12 protein-coding genes are annotated in these 17,129 nt (G+C 64.0%); 6 read left to right on the top strand and 6 right to left on the bottom strand.

What is annotated here, in order from left to right; translation table 11 throughout:
• Window positions 1-9: 9 nt before the first annotated feature.
• Together A3M3_RS26015 and A3M3_RS0119580 are read left to right on the top strand one after the other, a co-directional pair.
• Entirely contained in the window at window positions 10-2,664 is a 2,655-nt protein-coding gene (locus A3M3_RS26015) for an ATP-binding protein (protein ID WP_081736957.1), read from the top strand.
• Window positions 2,661-3,338 carry a response regulator gene (locus A3M3_RS0119580; protein WP_028267767.1) on the top strand — a complete coding sequence of 226 codons (678 nt, stop codon included), beginning with the start codon at window positions 2,661-2,663 and terminating at the stop codon, window positions 3,336-3,338. The genes A3M3_RS26015 and A3M3_RS0119580 overlap by 4 nt, the downstream gene beginning before the upstream one ends.
• Here A3M3_RS0119580 and A3M3_RS26010 read toward each other — a convergent pair.
• The gene (locus A3M3_RS26010; protein WP_051423406.1) at window positions 3,328-5,214 is read right to left on the bottom strand and encodes an ABC transporter ATP-binding protein; all 1,887 of its coding nucleotides are present in this window, start codon (window positions 5,212-5,214) and stop codon (window positions 3,328-3,330) included. The two genes, A3M3_RS0119580 and A3M3_RS26010, sit on opposite strands and share 11 nt — an antisense overlap.
• Window positions 5,215-5,312: 98 nt before the next feature.
• Between A3M3_RS26010 and A3M3_RS0119570 the strand changes: the two genes are divergently transcribed.
• Entirely contained in the window at window positions 5,313-5,771 is a 459-nt protein-coding gene (locus tag A3M3_RS0119570; RefSeq protein ID WP_028267766.1) for a MarR family winged helix-turn-helix transcriptional regulator, read from the top strand.
• Window positions 5,772-5,971: 200 nt separating this feature from the next.
• Here the strand turns inward: A3M3_RS0119570 and A3M3_RS0119565 are convergent, their stop codons facing one another.
• Genes A3M3_RS0119565 through A3M3_RS0119555 form a run of 3 tightly spaced genes read right to left on the bottom strand, consistent with a single transcriptional unit; the run spans window position 5,972 to window position 9,018 of the window.
• Window positions 5,972-7,225 (bottom strand): hypothetical protein, encoded by a 1,254-nt coding sequence (locus A3M3_RS0119565; RefSeq protein ID WP_028267765.1) that lies wholly within the window; start codon window positions 7,223-7,225, stop codon window positions 5,972-5,974.
• On the bottom strand, window positions 7,215-7,976 hold the full coding sequence (locus A3M3_RS0119560) for a TIGR03943 family putative permease subunit (RefSeq protein ID WP_035743384.1): 762 nt from the start codon (window positions 7,974-7,976) through the stop codon (window positions 7,215-7,217). The genes A3M3_RS0119565 and A3M3_RS0119560 overlap by 11 nt, the downstream gene beginning before the upstream one ends.
• Entirely contained in the window at window positions 7,966-9,018 is a 1,053-nt protein-coding gene (locus A3M3_RS0119555; protein ID WP_028267763.1) for a permease, read from the bottom strand. The genes A3M3_RS0119560 and A3M3_RS0119555 overlap by 11 nt, the downstream gene beginning before the upstream one ends.
• Window positions 9,019-9,504: 486 nt before the next feature.
• Between A3M3_RS0119555 and A3M3_RS27105 the strand changes: the two genes are divergently transcribed.
• Complete coding sequence (locus A3M3_RS27105; RefSeq protein WP_051423405.1) at window positions 9,505-11,904, top strand: polysaccharide deacetylase family protein; 2,400 nt, start codon at window positions 9,505-9,507, stop codon at window positions 11,902-11,904.
• A gap of 111 nt (window positions 11,905-12,015) precedes the next feature.
• On the opposite strand, the gene A3M3_RS0119545 is transcribed toward A3M3_RS27105, so the two are convergent.
• A complete protein-coding gene (locus A3M3_RS0119545) occupies window positions 12,016-12,720 on the bottom strand; it encodes an alpha/beta fold hydrolase (RefSeq protein ID WP_028267762.1) in 705 nt (234 codons plus the stop codon).
• Between the two features lie 74 nt (window positions 12,721-12,794).
• The gene (locus tag A3M3_RS0119540) at window positions 12,795-14,744 is read right to left on the bottom strand and encodes an FAD-binding monooxygenase (protein ID WP_028267761.1); all 1,950 of its coding nucleotides are present in this window, start codon (window positions 14,742-14,744) and stop codon (window positions 12,795-12,797) included.
• Between the two features lie 220 nt (window positions 14,745-14,964).
• Between A3M3_RS0119540 and A3M3_RS0119535 the strand changes: the two genes are divergently transcribed.
• Together A3M3_RS0119535 and A3M3_RS0119530 are read left to right on the top strand one after the other, a co-directional pair.
• Window positions 14,965-16,422, top strand: coding sequence for a fumarylacetoacetate hydrolase family protein (locus A3M3_RS0119535; RefSeq protein WP_028267760.1), 1,458 nt, complete (start codon window positions 14,965-14,967; stop codon window positions 16,420-16,422).
• Window positions 16,419-17,120, top strand: a complete 702-nt coding sequence (locus tag A3M3_RS0119530; protein ID WP_028267759.1) for a GntR family transcriptional regulator — start codon at window positions 16,419-16,421, stop codon at window positions 17,118-17,120. Before A3M3_RS0119535 ends, A3M3_RS0119530 begins: the two co-directional genes overlap by 4 nt.
• The last annotated feature ends 9 nt before the right edge of the window (window positions 17,121-17,129 follow it).

Here is a 17,129-nt window from a genome sequence, read left to right as displayed (position 1 = left end):
AATGACCACATGGCACGGGCAACGCTGCGCATTTTCCTGGGGGCTGCCCCGGGGGTCGGTAAGACCTACGCCATGCTTGAAGAGGCCCACCGGCTGAGTGGACGTGGGGAAGACGTGGTGGTGGCGTTCGCCATGGACCATGGGCGCAGCGACACCCGCGCCTTGATGGACGGCTTGGAAGTCATTCCGCCGCACACCATCACGTACAGGGACACGAGCTTCCAGGAGATGGACGTTGACGCGGTCTTGGCACGCAAGCCGCGCACCGCCGTCGTCGACGAATATGCGCACTCGAATATCCCCGGAAGCCGCAATCCGAAGCGCTGGCAGGACGTCGAGGAACTGCTCGACGCCGGCATCAACGTCCTCTCCACTGTCAACGTCCAGCATTTGGCATCGCTCGGCGACGTCGTCACCGCCATCACGGATGTCCGGCAAGCGGAGACAGTGCCCGACGACGTCGTGCGGCGCGCGGACCAGATCCACCTTGTGGACATCTCACCGGAGCTGCTGCGGCAGCGCCTTGGCGACGGGAAGATCTATTCGGCGGACAAGATCGACGCCGCGCTGTCCAACTATTTCCGGCTCGGCAACCTGACCGCATTGCGGGAGCTGGCCCTCCTCTGGCTCGCCGACCGCGTGGACGAAGGACTGGCCAAGTACCGTTCGGAGCAGGGGATCGAGGCGAGTTGGCCGGCCCGGGAACGGATTGTCATCGGCCTCACCGGCGGTCCCGAGGGGGAAGTCCTCATCCGGCGCGCTGCCCGGATCCTCAAGCGAGTGAACGGTGGCGACTTGCTCGCAGTGCATGTCCGCGCGGCCGATGGCGTGGCGTCGGAATCGCCGCAGGCTTTGGAAGCCCAGCGCTTGTTGGTCCGGGATCTGGGCGGAAGCTACCACACGGTGGCAGGGGAGGATCCAGCCAAGGCGTTGCTCGACTTCGCCCGCAGCGTTAACGCGACGCAGATCGTCGTCGGGATTTCCCGGCGACGGACGCTGGTGGGGAGGCTGACCGGCCGGGGGATCGGCAACCGGGTGGTGCGGGACTCCGATGATATCGACGTGCACATGGTGTCGCATCCTTTGGGCGGCAGGGGAGTCGACCGGCCGAGGCAGCGTGACCTCGGCCGCACTCGAGTCGCCCTGGGGTTTGCGCTGGCGGTTGTTCTTCCCATTGTTCTGCAGCTTCTGCTGGCTGCGAGCCCTTCGCACAACATCGCGACCGCCGTCCTTGTCCAGTTGACGGGCTCTGTTGCCGTGGCGTTGCTCGGCGGATTGTGGCCGGCGCTGCTGGGCGCCCTGTGGAGCAGCCTGTTGGTGAATTTCTTCTCCATACCCCCCGAGGGCACCCTGACCATCAGCGACCCCGAGAACATCCTGGCATTGCTGGTGTTCGTGGGCGTTTCCGCCGCCGTAGCCGCAGTGGTGGACGTCTCTGCACGGCGTTCCAAGGAGGCCGCCCGGGCCAGGGCCGAAGCCACCACCCTGGGTGACCTCACCAGAGGTGCGTCGAGCGCAGAAGACACCGTGGAAGGACTCTTGAAGCAGGCATTGGACGTCTTCCAGGTGCGCGGGGCGGCACTGTTCAGGACCGTTGGCCCGAGCGCGGACTCTTCCGGAGCATCGGTCAGCGGCTGGAGGCTCGTCGCAAGAGCGGGGGAGGCCGCACCCCTCTCGCCCGACGGCGGTGACAACACCGAGCAGATCGACGCCGGAACCCGGCTGGTCCTGTCCGGCCGGATCCTGCCTGCGAGTGACCGCCGGCTGCTGAGCGCATTCGGCGCGCATCTTTCTGCACAGCTTGAACGGCGGCAATTGGCCGCGAGCCGCCGTGAAGTCATGCGCTTGGCGGAGAGCAACACCATGCGCACCTCGATCCTGCGCGCGGTCTCCCATGATCTGCGGACTCCACTGGCTGGGATCAAGTTGGCCGTGGGCGGCTTGCGGCAAAGAGACGTCCACTACACACCCGAGGAAGAGCAGGAACTGCTGGCGACCATCGAGGAATGCTCGGACCGGCTCGATGTCCTGGTGGGGAACCTTCTGGACATGTCCCGCATTACCTCGGACTCGGTGAACGCCCTCATCCGCCCGGTGCGCTGGTACGAAGTGATTCCGGCAGCCCTGCATGGCGTACCGCAGGGAAGGGTCCGCGTTGACCTGCCCGGGAACATGCCGGAGATCGACGCCGACGCCGGGATGCTGGAACGCGTCATCGCCAACATCGTGGAGAACGCCATCAAATATGCTCCGGACTCCGACGTAGTGCTGGTGGGAGCGGCGGGCGGCTTCAGCTCTTCGACATTGAACGGGAAACCGGCGGGAGAACTGCGCATCATCGATCACGGCCAGGGCGTCCCGGCTGAAAGCGTTGTCAGGATGTTCCAGCCATTCCAGCGGCTTAACGACGTCCCCTCCACCACCGGGGTTGGCTTGGGGCTCGCCGTGGCCAAGGGATTCACGGAGGCCATGGGCGGAACCCTCACCGCTGAGGAGACACCGGGTGGCGGCTTGACCATGGTGATCAGGCTTCCGCTCTCCACCGGGGCGACGTTCCCGCACGAGGAAGCGCAGGCTCCCTTGGAAGCGCAATCGCTGCTCTTGGAGCACCACCACGTCCCGCCGTCGGGCAGTACGGATGACGTTTCCCGGGAGGCGAGATGAGCAACGTCCTCGTGGTGGACGACGATCCGCATATCGTCAAGGCGCTGCGGATAACGCTCCAAGCCCACGGTTACAAGGTGGCCACGGCGTCCGACGGCGAATCGGCCTTGCGCTCGGCAGCGCAACATCCGGTGGGCGTCCTGATCCTGGACCTGGGCTTGCCGGACATCGACGGCACAACGGTCATTACGCGGCTGCGTGCGTGGAGCAGCGTGCCCATTCTGGTCCTCTCCGCCCGCCACGGCTCAGATGACAAGGTCGAAGCCCTCGACGCAGGGGCGGACGATTACATCACCAAACCGTTCGGGCTCGACGAGTTGTTGGCGCGCCTCCGGGCGATCCTGCGGCGTACCGCGGCCCCGGGCGAAGAACAGCCCATACTGGTCACCGAGTCGTTCACCGTGGACTCGGCAATGCGGCGGGTGACGCGCGACGGCGAGGATGTCCGGCTCACGCCGACGGAATGGCGGATCCTGGACCTCTTCGTGCGGAATCCGGAGAAACTCATCACCCAGCAGCAGCTCCTCAGCGAGGTCTGGGGTCCGGCCTACGCCAAGGAAGCCAACTACGTGCGCGTGTACATGGCCCAGCTCCGCCGGAAGCTTGAACCGGAGCCGGGGAACCCGCGCCACTTGATCACCGAGGTGGGGATCGGGTACCGGTTCATGCCGTGAGTCTTGCCAGGGCTTCTTCGGTTTCACTGCCCTCGGCAAGCCGGGCCTCGGCAAGCCGTGCATAGGCGCCGCCGGCATCGCGAAGCTGGCTCGGAACTCCGAGCTCGACGATCGCACCACCGGCCAGGACCGCCAGCTGGTCTGCCTTCTCCACGGTGGAGAGCCTGTGGGCGATGGTGAGCGTCGTCCGGCCAACGGCCAGCCGATCGAGCGCCGCTTGGACCTGGGCCTCGGTGGCGTTATCCAGGGCGGAGGTAGCCTCGTCCAGGACCAGCACTTTGGGGTTGCGCAGGATGGTGCGGGCAATGGCCAAACGTTGCTGCTCTCCGCCGGAAAACCGGTGGCCGCGGGCGCCGACCATGGTATCCAGGCCGCCGGGCAGGCCCCCGATCAGGTCCGCGATCTGCGCGGAGGCCAGTGCGCTCCACAGGAGTGCGTCGTCCGCCTCGGGTGCGGCCAGCAGCAGGTTCTCCCTGATGGTGTCGTGGATAAGGTAGGTTTCCTGGGACACGACGCCCACGATTTTCGTCAGGGTCTCCGGGGCGATGTCTCGGACGTCCACACCGTCAATGGTGATCCGTCCGGCAGTGGCGTCATGCAGGCGCGGGACCAGCGAGCCAAGTGTCGATTTCCCGGAACCCGTGGGCCCCACGATTGCGGTGCTGGTCCCGGCCGGGAGCGTAAGGTCGATGCCGCGCAGAACGTCAGTGCCGCCGTCGTACGCGAAACGGACGCCCTCAAAGCGGACTTCGCCGCGCACAGAGGCCGGATCCAGCGGCACGGGCTGCGCCGGGGCCGTGATCTCGGGAGTCAGGTCCAGATATTCAAAGATGCGGCTGAACAGGGCCATCGCGGTGACCCATTGGACACCGAGGTCCAGCAGGCTCATCACGGGGCGGAAGATGGCGGATTGCAGCGCGGTGAACGCCACGAGCGTGCCGATGGTCATGCCTCCGCTGGTGACGGGTAGTCCAGCGGCCAGGTAGATGAGCGCCGGAATGGCCGAGAAGATGATGCCCATGGTGGACATCCGCCAGCGGCCGGCCAGTTGGGAACGCATCTCCAGGCCGATCAGCCGTTTGGAGCTTTCCGTGTAGCGGTAGGCGTCGCGCTTGGTGGTTCCGAGGGTTTTGGAAAGCCGGACGCCGGAGACCGAGAGCCCTTCTTCCACCTGCGTGTTCATGGTAGCCAGTTCGCTCTGCAGCGTGGACGTGATGTTGCGCCGGAGCAGGGCCACCCGGCGGGTGAACCAGACAGCCGGCGGGATCACTATCAGCGAGAGGAGCGAGAGCCCGGGTGAAATGGCCACCATCGCGATGGCGGTGGCAATAGCTGTGGTCAGGTTGGATGCAACACCGGTCGCGGTGGACGTGATGACCTGCTGCAGGCCGGAAATGTCGTTGTTCAACCGCGACTGCACCTCGCCGCTGCGGGTCCGGGTAAAGAATCCCAGTGATTGCTGCTGCAGGTGGGTGAACAAGCGCGTGCGCAGCGTGTGCATGATCTTCTGGCCCATGCCCGTGGTCATCCAGGTTTGCAGCACGCCAATGAGCGCGGTTGCGGCTGCCACAGCGATCAATCCGGCGGCCAGCCACGCGAGAAGCGGCAGATCCTTGCCGGGCAGTGCGACGTCGATGATGTGGCGGACCAGGAACGGCTGCGCCAAGCCGATGATGCTGGAGGCACTAATGAGAAGCACGACGACGGCGATGGTCGCCTTGTGCGGCGTGAACAGTGCGGCGATCCGCTTGAGGCTCACGGGATGCTGCTTCAACTGCGTGCGGTCCGCGGGATTGAGGCGCGCAGGACCACGACCGGAATTTCGGGAACCGGAGCCTGGTCCATGGGGATTGGGGGTGAGGATGTTCCCCGTCATAAGCACCACCTCCAGTGGTGAACGGGCACGGGATTCGTGCTGCTAATACAGAGGTTACCTCACTATGTGGTTGCGGGTCAAATTGCTAGACTAGCTGCATGCACTCACAGCCCTCTGACCCTGCCGATCTCGGCGATCTCTTTCATGCCGCTTTCCGAGGGCTGCGCCGGACCTGGGCCGAGCAACTGTCGCCTTGGGAGCTGACACCGCACCAATGGCGGGCGCTCATGACCCTGATGCGGAGGCAGGATGCCACGGCGGGAATCGACGCACCGGCTGGGAACCCCATGCGACTGAAGGACCTGGCGGAACGGCTGCGTATTGCACCGCGTTCCGCCACCGAGGTAGTGGACCAGCTCGAGCTCAAGGGTCTCGTGTGCCGAACCGCCGATCCCACGGACCGTCGCGCCACCCTGCTCGCCGCCACGGCAACAGGGCAGGAACTCTTTGCGAAAATCAGTGCCGAACGGCGTGGCAAGTCTTCCGAGTACTTTGCCCGGCTCAGTGCAGGGGATCGTGCCGAACTGGCCCGGATCCTGGAGCAGTTGGGCGATTGAGCCCGTCTGGCGGCGCATGTCCTGCAGCTCGCGTGGCCGTTGAGGCCCCAGCGACACTGTAATTGACTGGCGCCGCGGATAGTCCATGGCGCGGCTCATATTCGGGGGTCGTGAGACCTTTTCCGTGTCGGCGGGCCATTTTTGCGTCGAGTTCGGCAGACACGTTCAAGGCCGCCGAGCCGTCCGTTTGCCCAGTTCGTTCAGCCGCACCAGCTCGGGAGAAACCCGGGAACGCTTTTCAGGACCGTGCCAGATTTCAGGTTCACGAGGTCAGTCCGCATGGGGGACGGTTCGGGGCGGACGGGATATTGGTCGCCGACATATTGCGGGGCGGCCGTTTCGACCGCGAGGTAGTCACGCGCCGGAGAAACGCATACATCCAGGAGGCGGGACCATTCGGCTGCAGGCTGGTAGAGCACGCGAGTGCCGTTCTTGTCGGTGAGAGTAATGTCAGAGGTCTCCTTCCCGGCGTCGTACTTTCTCACCACCTGCGCGTACTGGCCGGAACTATCGAGGACCAAGGGCTGGCCGTCGGCGGTGGTGCCGCTTTTGGTGTTGTCGGGCGGAGCGCCTCCCGCGAGGGTCAGCGGCGCGAGGGCGCCGTTGGAGAGATTGATGATCGAGTACCGTGGCGGGTCAATGCCCACCTTCAACCCCGGGTCGCTCACGGCGAGCTCGTTCGTTCCGGGGAACCCGAGGATCCCAGCGTGCGTCCCCAGGGGCGATACCTTGCCGCTGTCCAGCGGGTCAATGAGAAACGTGGACCCGTCATCTGTCCGCGCAACCAATGTGGCCGCTCCCGGAACAAATCGCCAGTCCGCGGCTGAGACAGGACCGTGGATTCCCTGGACCGCCTGCGGACCCGCAGATGGATCATTGATGTCGTAGACGAAGAGTGTATTCCAGTACTGCCCGGTGGTGGACGAAGCAGTGAAAGTGAAACCTATGAGGTGATTGGATCCCGCTGCGTGAAGGTTGCCCACGGTCCCCAGGCTCGGCAACGGAACAAGCGTGGGCGGCCCGCCCGTGAGGGGGACGATCTCGAGCGAACTCGTGTTGTCGTCGTTGAGTGTGACGACGGCGAGGGCGGAGGTGAGGGCGGCATACTCCTGGATGCGGTGGGCGCTGACGACGACAGTGCCCTGGTCGCTCCCGGAGAGGCTTGTGCCGACGATGGTGTCCGGCTTCTTCAGCCCCGTGCTGTCTTTCGCGGTTTCCCTTTGCAGGCTGTACAGGGCGAACGCCGCGGGGGTGGCGGAGCGGGCGAGGGCCGAGGTGGAGTTAGGGTGCGGCAGCTTCGAAAGGTCCGCGGCGGTCAGGCCGCCGGCAAGGAGGGCGAGGATCGCGATGGTGCCGTAGAGGCGACGGGCGAAGCGGCGTCCGGCCAGGAGCTCGGCCGCCGCCGCGATGGCTGCAGTCCGCTTGGCCGAGACGGGACGGCGCTTAGTAGACATAGGGCTGCGCCGGCTGTGTGGTGGGGGTGATGGAATCCGGCATCAAAACGATTGCCTCGCGGCTGGCGGGGTTGGGATTGGCCCGGAAGCTGCTGGAGATTGTGACCCAGCTGTCGGTTTTGTACTGGTCCTGCCACCCAGGGTGATAGACGGGAACTCCAATCGGTTGGGCATCAACTGCACAGCAGGTCACCACAAATCGGGCCACGAAGAAAACATTGGAATCACTCTTATCGGGAGTGATAAAACCGGTGACGGTGGCGGTCTTGTCGGCGAAAAAGTCCTGCCCGGCACCGGATCGAAGCAACGATGCCCAGTCCCTCACCGTGAAAGCGGAGTAGTCTCCCTTGCTCGGCAGCGCGGGTGCTTTCAGCGTGAGGGCGGACGCTGAGCCATTGAGGTCGCGCTGGGTGACCGTTGCCGTGGTTAGAGTCGACGGCGGCAGGATCAGCAAAGCGACGACCGCGGCGATGATGGTCAGCACGCTTCCGACAGGCCACAGCCAGGCCCACCGGGAATCCCTCTCCTCGTCGTGTTCGTGGTCGTGCCCGTCCTGGGCCGTGGGAGCGAATGCGAAGGCCGCCAGGGCAAGGACGGCGGCGATCACTGCCATGATGATCGTGAACACGAAATATCGTGGATGGATATACAAGGCAAGCTGCCCCGTCAGACCCAGCCAGATCGTGGCGATGAGGCCGATCAGGCTGAGAACCACACCCTGCCAGCGGGCTACGAGGCGCCTAATGACCATAATTGACCGCCAATCCGAGGACGGCCGCGCATAGCGCAACCAGAAGGCTGAGCTGAAGAAGGGTTTTCGCGGTGAAGGTGGTCCGCATCAGGGCGAGCATCTTCACGTCGATCATCGGACCGAAGACGAGGAAGGCCACGATGCCTCCCGGCATGAACGTTGCTCCGAACGAAAGGATAAAGAAAGCATCCACGTTTGAGCAGATCGCGACGACGAACGCCAACAGCATCAAGGCCAGGACAGACCAGACGGGATTGCTGCCCAGGGTAACCAACACTTCGCGGGAGACGGCTACCTGGATCAGCCCCGCCATGCCTGCTCCAACAAACAAGGCAGGCATCATCGCGCGCGTCTCCTGAGAGAACATCTGCACGCTGCGCCGCACCTTCCCGGCCGGGCCGCTCTGGTGGTCCGCCACGGTACATGTCTCCTGGAAGCGGGTAGTCAGCAGGTCCTGGGGGCGCGGATGCCTGCTGTAGATCCAACCGACAAGGTTTGCAATAAAGAAACCACCAAGGACCCGTGAGACCAGGATGCCGTTGTCCCAGCCAAATGCCTGCGCGGTGGTGACGATGGTCACGGGGTTCAGGATGGGGGCAGCGAACAGGAAAGTCATCGACTCCGCAACCGTGAGGCCCTTGACCACCAATCCCCGAGCCAGGGGAACATTCCCGCACTCACAGACCGGTAGCAGCATGCCCAGAAGCGAAAGGACCAGCCTCCGCAAGAGCGGGCTCCGTGGTAGTCGACGCAGCAGGACGCCGTCCGGCAGCCAGACCTGGACGGCGATCGAGAGGACAATCCCGAGGAAAACGAAGGGAAGGGACTCGATGACCACACTGATTGACAGCGTGGCAAAGTCGCGGGCGGCGTCGGGAAGTACAAAGGATCCTGACGCTCGCGGGGCGAGCACCCGCACGACCGCGAAGAGCGCAACGATGGCGAGGCCGACGACCAGCCGGACAGCAGACTTCGACGCAAGGCCGCGGGCCGGGTTCTTGTGCTCGTGTGTGGGCTGTTCGCGTTTGTCGACTGCAGGCAGCGTCACAAGCACTCCTTACTCCTCGGACCCGGTCGGGCGAGCCTGACCGAAAGGGGCTGCGAAAAACGACTGTACACGCCGGTTGCGTGGGCGACTAGCCCGTCTGCCTTGCGGCTTTCGACGCTGAACGTCTCTCCTTACTTGATGCCGGGGGATACCCGTGAAACTAGAGTGGTGGCCCCGAAAGACAGGTAGCGGCCACTCAATCCGAGGCTTGGAAACGAAAGTAGCTTGGGGAGCGTCGGCCACTGGAGCGTTCAGGTGGCGGAGAGAATGCCCGTTCAGGTTCGTTCGGGCCATATCCTGGCAGGACGTGGGGACGGGCCGCAGTTGTGAATCGAGTTCGGTCCCATGCAACGATCCAGGCAGAGCGACACGCTATTCCAACAAACCTCTGCGGGGGCAGACCGGTGGACGGTTGCTTTGGTCCCGGAACGGGGCTGGCCATGGAAAATTCACAGAACCCACTGGACCGCGGCCGCTGCCATGGGCACGGCGCTATTTGTTCTGGCGACATTCTTCAACGTGGTCCTGCTGGCACCGGCGGCCCAGGCGGCCAGCCTCGTCACCGTGACCCTTACGTTCGATGATGCCCACGTCGATCAGATGGCTGCCGCGGCCTATATGAACTCCAAAGGCCTTCACGGAACGTTCTATACGCCGTCAGGCTTTCTAAACTCCGACAGCCTGCACATGACAACTGCGCAGGCTCTCGCGCTTCAGGCAGCGGGAAATGAGATTGGGGGACACACCATCACCCACCCCGACCTCGCCCAGGCTGACGCGGGTGAGGTTACCCGCCAGGTTTGCGATGACCGCACAAACCTGACAAACATGGGGTTGCGCGTAACGAACTTTGCATACCCATACGCCTCGTCAACCCCGGCTATAGAGACCATTGTTCAAGGTTGCGGATACAACAGCGCTCGTGGACTGGGTGATATCGCTAGCCAGATTCCTGCATCAGCGGGTATGCCCCTCGCCGAGACCATGCCTCCCGCGGACCCCTATCTCACGAAGGCGCCGGACCAAGTCGACAGCACATGGACGCTGCAGAATTTGGAGGACCTGACCCTCAAAGCCGAGCCTGCCGGCGGCTGGATGCAATACACCTTCCACCACATCAACGTCGCGAATAACCCGCTCAACGTGACTACCGCAAACTTCAATTCCCTCATTGATTTTCTGGTGGCCGAGCAGGCCGCGGGACGGATCATTGTCAAAACCGTCGACCAAGTGATTGGCGGCACTGTAAAGACCAATCCGGCCGGCCCGCCGCCGCCTGCGCCCATTACGTCCGGAAATCTGCTCCGTAATCCCGGATTTGAGACCGCCGGCCCTGTCGTGGGAGGGGCGCCTTCGTGTTGGGTTCCGGGAGGCTACGGCAACAACACCTATACCTACAGCACGGTGGCCGCGGCCCACACCGGGACCGCTGCCGAACAACTGGTGATGACCACCTACGCGGACGGTGACGCCAAAATACTGCCACCACTTGATACGGGCCAATGCACCCCAACGGTAACGCCGGGCAAGAGATACACGATGTCGGCTTGGTACAACTCGACGACGAATACCCAATTCGAGCTCTACTACAGACTGGGCCAGGGCAACTGGCAGTACTGGACGTCGAGTCCGCTCTATCCTGCCTCCGCGGCCTACACCCAGGTCACCTATTCCTCTCCACCCGTGCCTGCCGGTGCCACTGCCATGACTATGGCCCTGACCCTTACCAGTTTGGGAACGCTGGTTACGGACGACTACAGCCTCACGGAAGCCGTGCTACCGCCCGGCGCGTTCCAGCCCTTGACGCCGATGCGGTTGCTCGACACCAGGATCAGCAGCGGCCCCGTGGCTCCCAACGGGACAGTCTCATTCCAGGTCGGTGGAGTGAACGGAATACCGGCAAGCGTGTCGGCGGTGACCTTTAACCTGACGGTCGCGAACCCAACTTCATTCGGGTTCGTCACGGCCTACGCCTCTGGCACTGCGAGACCTAACGCATCCAACGTGAACTATGCCACCGGACAAATTGTCCCGAACCGCGTCACGGTTCCTGTTGGGGCAGATGGCAAGGTCACGCTGTACAACCAGTCCACCGGCACCGCCCAGCTGATCGCCGATGTTTCCGGGTATTACGTCGCTGGAACAGCTGCTGCCGCCGGAGCGTTCCAAGCCATCGCGCCAACCAGGTTCCTTGATACAAGGAGCACCCCCACGCCGGTGGCTCCGAACGGAACCGTATCGTTCCAGGTGGGCGGAGCCAGCGGAATACCGGCAAGCGTGTCGGCGGTGACCTTTAACTTGACGGTCGCGAACCCAACTTCATTCGGGTTCGTCACGGCCTACGCCTCTGGCGCCGCGAGACCTAACGCATCCAACGTGAACTATGCCACCGGACAAATCGTCCCGAACAGCGTCACCGTTCCGGTTGGAGCAGATGGCAAGGTCACCCTGTACAACCAGTCCACCGGCACTGCGCAACTCATAGCCGATGTTTCGGGATACTATCTGGCAGGCGTAGCAACTCTCCCGGGTACGTTCCAGCCGATCGCCCCAACCCGGTTCCTTGATACAAGGAACACCACGGCTGTGCCGGGGGACGGAACAATCTCGTTCCAAGTGGGTGGAGTTGGAGGTGTCCCGGCGACCGCGGCAGCGACGGTCTTCAACCTCACAGTTGCCAATTCGACATCGTTCGGTTTTGTCACGGCCTATCCCTCGGGAGCAGCTCTCCCGAATGCCTCGAACCTGAACTACGCCACCGGACAGATTGTCCCTAATAGCGTCGCTATTCCCATAGGACCAGATGGAAAGGTCAATCTGTACAACCGTTCCTCCGGTACCGCACAACTCATCGCGGACGTCTCGGGGTATTTCCTCTAAGCAAGGCGCACTAACGACCCCCGCCGACAAAATCGGCGGGGGTCGTTCCGTGTCTGGACGTCCGTATTGGGGGGGTCTTGCTCAAACCTGGCCGTCCGGGCCGCGGGCGCCCTATCCGGTCTGCTCAACCGCAGCGAGAATGGCTTTCCCGAGTTCAACCGGTTTGGTGAATTGGGGCCAGTGTCCGGTAGGCACATCCATGAATTCGACGTCGTTGATGCGTGCGAGCTCGGCCACAAAGGGGTGGCCCGAGTCGATCCATTCGGCGAGCAGGCTCGAGGGGAACTCGCACGCGATGATGGTTGCGGGGACGTCGTAGCGGCGAACATCATGCAAGTGCTGCTTGTCCGTGGCGACATTCTTTGGCTCCGGGATGGCGCGGGCGCGGAAGTCGGTCCGCAGCTCTTCGTTGAGGTCCACAAGGTCTTCATCCTCGAAAAGCTCCCAAGGGGGCAAAGGCACGGCATCGCCCTCAACAGGCAGTTCGTCGTTGATGACACCGCCTTCGCCGAGCGGGCCACTGTCCACGTAGACAGCCCGGACTACACGGTCCGGGCGGGCGTCGACGGCGCCGTGGATGATGGCACCCCCGCCGGAGTGGCCAACCAGGACCACGGGATTGCCGACTGCGTCCACAGCCGCCACTACTGCGTCGATGTGGTCCCTGAGGCCGATGCCGGACCGGGGGGCGTCAATGGCCTCCAGTCCAGGGAGGGTAAGCGGGTGCACCGTGTGGCCCGCAGCAACGAGCGGCGGCGTGACCTCCGACCACGACGAGGCGTCCAACCAAAATCCGGGAACCATGATGATGTCCATGCCGGTACCCTACGACGAGCTACGGACAGAATGAACCCGTTCGCAGGTCAATCGAGGCGCCCCGCTCCAACGGTTCACACTGTTTCGGACGCTCCGACACGAAGGATCGGTGCGAAGAACGCGGCGAGCTCCGCCGTCGCGGTCAAGGGCAGCACGTTCGCCACGTACTGGTCCGGACGCACCACCACCACCACGCCGCCACGGTCCAGGCCGCGCAACTCAAAGATGTCCGCCGTCGGATCCGTGGCGTAGACGTTCTCGAGGTAACTGAGCTTGAACGGCCCCACTTGCGGCTTGAACGCCGACGGCACGGCGCCGATGTCAACGCCGGTGTGGTCTTGCTGGTAGATCACCTTCACGTCGAACCATGCGTCCCGGTCAGCGCCCGACGGCGTTGCGGCCAGCGGTGAGTCCGGTGAGTTCGCGATCCACTCGGCAAAGTCGGCGACGGGCGCCCCGTGTGCCGTTTCCTGTTGTGCCGTTCTCTGTTGTGCTGTTTCCTGTTGTGCCGTGACGGCGGGTGCCGCGTCAGCGAAGACGTAGATCCGCCAGCGGCCGTCCGCCTTGGCCTGGTGGCCGAGCTGGAGTGGGTTGGTGTCGCAGACCCGGACCACAGGCGCGGACTTGAAGCGCTTTCCGATGGTGAATCCGGTTGCCAGGCCTTGGTGTGCGGGCTCGGCGATGAGCTGCGACGGAGCGTATTGGGTCATGAAACCGGCGGGGAATTCGGCGGTGCTGACATAGAAGTCCTCAAGCTCGGAGGGGTTTTCGAATTCCTCGGGCTTCTTCGCCATGAGCGTGGACCACTGTTTGTCGAAGTCGATGAGGTTCTTCGCGATTACCTGGCGTTCGGCAGAGTACGTGGACAGCAGACTCTCCGGGCTGCGGCCCTCCAGCACGTGCCCGAGCTTCCACGCCAGGTTGAAGCCGTCCTGCATGGAAACGTTCATGCCCTGCCCGGCTTTGGCGCTATGGGTGTGGCAGGCGTCGCCGGTAATGAACACACGCGGCGTGCGGGTGCCGCGCTCGTCCGGCAGGACGTCGTCGAACCTGTCCGTGAGGCGGTGGCCCACTTCGTACACGCTGTGCCAGGCGACGTTTCGCACATCGAGGGTGTACGGATGGATGATTTCGTTGGCCTTGGCGATAATTTCCTCGATGGAGGTGTTGCGGACGGCGCCTTTGTCATGGGAGTCGACTTCGCCGAGGTCCACGTACATGCGGAAGAGGTGCCCGCCTTCGCGCGGGATCAGCAGGATGCTGCCTGCCTCGCCCTGGATGGCACACTTCAAGCGGATGTCCGGGAAGTCCGTGACGGCAAGGACGTCCATGACGCCCCAGGCATGGTTGGCTTGGTCGCCGGCGAGCGTGCAGCCGATCGATTCCCGCACCTTGCTGCGCGCGCCGTCAGCGCCGACGACGTATTTGGCCCGGACAACGCGCTCTTGGCCCTCGTGGGGACCGGCCGTGTGGAGGAGTGTCACGGTGACCGGGTAGTCGCCTTCGCCGGTGACATTGAGGCCGCGGAACTCGTAGCCGTAGTCGGGTGACATGCGAGTGGGGGAGTTCGCCATGAACTCTGCGAAGTAGTCCAGTACACGGGCCTGATTGACGATGAGGTGGGGGAACTCGCTGATGCCCATTTCGTCATCGACGGCGCGGGCCGCCCGGTTGATGCGCGAGGGGTCGGCGGGGTCCGGCTTCCAGAATGCCATCTCGGTGATCCGGTACGCCTCTGCGATGATCCGCTCGGCGAAGCCGAAGGCCTGGAAGGTCTCGACACTTCGGGCTTGGATGCCGTCAGCCTGGCCAATTGCGAGCCTCCCGTCGCGGCGCTCCACGATCCGTGTGGTGATGCCCGGGAACTGGGACAGCTGTGCGGCGGTGAGCATGCCCGCGGGCCCGCTGCCGACGATGAGCACATCGACCTCGTCGGGAAGGTCTGCTGGTCGGTTGATTCCGACGCCGGCAACCGCTTGGACTCGCGGGTCACCGGATACGTATCCGTGGTGATGGAACTGCACGGGCTTTCCTCACTTCGTTGTGTGGTGATCTATCGTCTTTTAGTTCGATAATGGAACGCAAAGTTCTATTATCGAAACAACTCCTTGATCCAAAACTCTACGGCAGGTGTGGCGCAGGTTACAAGTGATCCCGGAAGTGCCCGAGAGTACGGGGTTGACGACCCGAAATTCCTAGGTAATAGTTATCGTATACGATTTCGTACTCGATGAGGAGTGAAACTTGGAACAGGTCACCGACCACACCCTGGCCGCGGCCCGCAAGGTCATCGCGGTGCATATCAACTACCCGAGCCGTGCGGCCCAGCGTGGGCGCACTCCCGAGCAGCCGTCGTATTTCCTGAAGCCTTCGTCCTCCCTTGCGCTCAGCGGGTCACGGGTGGAGCGCCCGGCCGGCTGTGAACTCCTTGGTTACGAGGGCGAGATTGCGCTTGTCATCGGCAAGGCCGCGCGCCGGGTCGGTGTGGAGGACGCCTGGGGCCATGTCGGCTGGGTCACGGCGAGCAACGACCTCGGCGTTTACGAGCTGCGCTACGCGGACAAGGGCTCCAACCTCCGGTCCAAGGGCGGGGATGGTTTCACTCCGGTGGGCCCGGGGCTGATCCCGGCCGCCGACGTCGACCCCTCCGCGCTGCGGATCCGCACCTGGCACAACGGGCAGCTGGTCCAGGACGACACCACCGAAGACCTCCTGTTCCCTTTTGCACGCCTCGTCGCTGATCTTTCCCAGCTCCTCACGCTCGAAACCGGCGACATCATCCTGACCGGCACCCCGGCCGGGGCGTCGGTCGCGAAGCCGGGCGACGTCGTCGAGGTCGAGGTCACCGCTGGCGGCCTCAGCAGCGGCCGCCTGACCACCACCGTGACGGAGGGTACGACGGCGTTCGCGGACTTCGGTGCCCGGCCCAAGTCCGATGACACCCAGCGGGAGGAAGCGTACGGATCGCGGGAAGCGGCGGGTTTGCCTCCCGTGGAAAGCGTCGCGCCGGTCCTGAGCCCGGAGCTGAAGAAGAAACTGGAAAGCGTCGCCACGGCCACTCTGTCCAGCCAGTTGCGCAAGCGCGGGCTGAACAACGTGAGTATCGACGGTCTGCAGGCCACTCGCCCGGACCGTCGCGTCGTCGGTCTGGCCCGGACGCTGCGCTATGTCCCGAATCGCGAGGATCTGTTCACAACCCATGGCGGTGGTTTCAATGCCCAGAAGAAGGCCATCGATTCCGTGAACGAGGGCGAAATCCTGGTCATGGAAGCCCGGGGCGAAAAGGGCACCGGGACCGTGGGGGACATCCTGGCCCTGCGTGCCCAGGTCCGGGGTGCTGCGGCCATCATCACCGACGGCGGGGTGCGCGACTACACGGCGGTGGCAGGACTGGACATGCCCACCTATTTCGCCAATCCGCACCCGGCAGTGCTGGGCCGACGCCACATCCCGTGGGACACGGACATCACCATCGCCTGCGGAGGCGCGACCGTCCAGCCCGGGGACATCATCGTGGCGGACTCGGACGGCATCCTGGTGATCCCGCCGGCCCTCGCCGAAGAGCTAGTGGACGATTGCATCGAGCAGGAGAAGGAAGAGGCCTTCATTTTCGAGATGGTCAAGCAGGGCAACAGCGTGGACGGTCTTTATCCGATGAACGCGCAGTGGCGTGCCCGCTACGAGCAAAGGAGCCCAAAGTGACTGAAACCGCCGTCGGGAGCCTCGCCTTGGGCGAGAAGACCGGGAGCAAGTCCGAGCAGGCGTATGCGGCCGTGAAGGCGCGCATCGTGGAGGGCACCTATACGCCGGGTTATCGGCTGGTGCTGGCCAAGATTGCCGAGGACCTGGGCGTCAGCGTGGTCCCGGTCCGGGAGGCCATCCGCCGTCTGGAGGCCGAGGGGCTCGTGAAGTTCGAGCGGAATGTCGGCGCCACGGTGTCCGGGATCGACCCGACCGAGTACCTCTATACGATGCAGACCCTGAGCATCGTCGAAGGGGCGGCGACCGCGTTGTCTGCGCCGCTGATCGGCGCGGCGGACATAGCCCGGGCCCGTGCGGTGAACGCGCAGATGCGGGACTGCCTGGAGCATTTCGATCCGGTCCGCTTCACGGCTTTGAACCAGGATTTCCACAGCGTCCTCTTTGAACACTGCCCCAATCCGCACATCCTGGACCTTGTGCACCGGGGCTGGAACCGGCTCGCGTCGATCAGGGCCTCGACCTTCCGCTTCGTCCCCGGCCGGGCCCAGGAATCCGTTCAGGAACATGAGGCGCTGCTGCAGCTCATCGAGTCTGGAAGCAACCCGGATGACATCGAAAAGGCCGCACGCCGGCACCGCAGCGCCACCCTCGACGCGTACCTCGCACACAGCAACGCGGGGTCACTTAGCGCCCATTAAACGGCCCGA

The organism is Arthrobacter sp. MA-N2 (assembly GCF_000517125.1).
GTDB lineage: Bacteria > Actinomycetota > Actinomycetes > Actinomycetales > Micrococcaceae > Arthrobacter > Arthrobacter methylotrophus.
The sequence above is the reverse complement of the archived record's forward strand: the minus strand, read 5'-3'. Positions and strand labels throughout refer to the sequence as shown.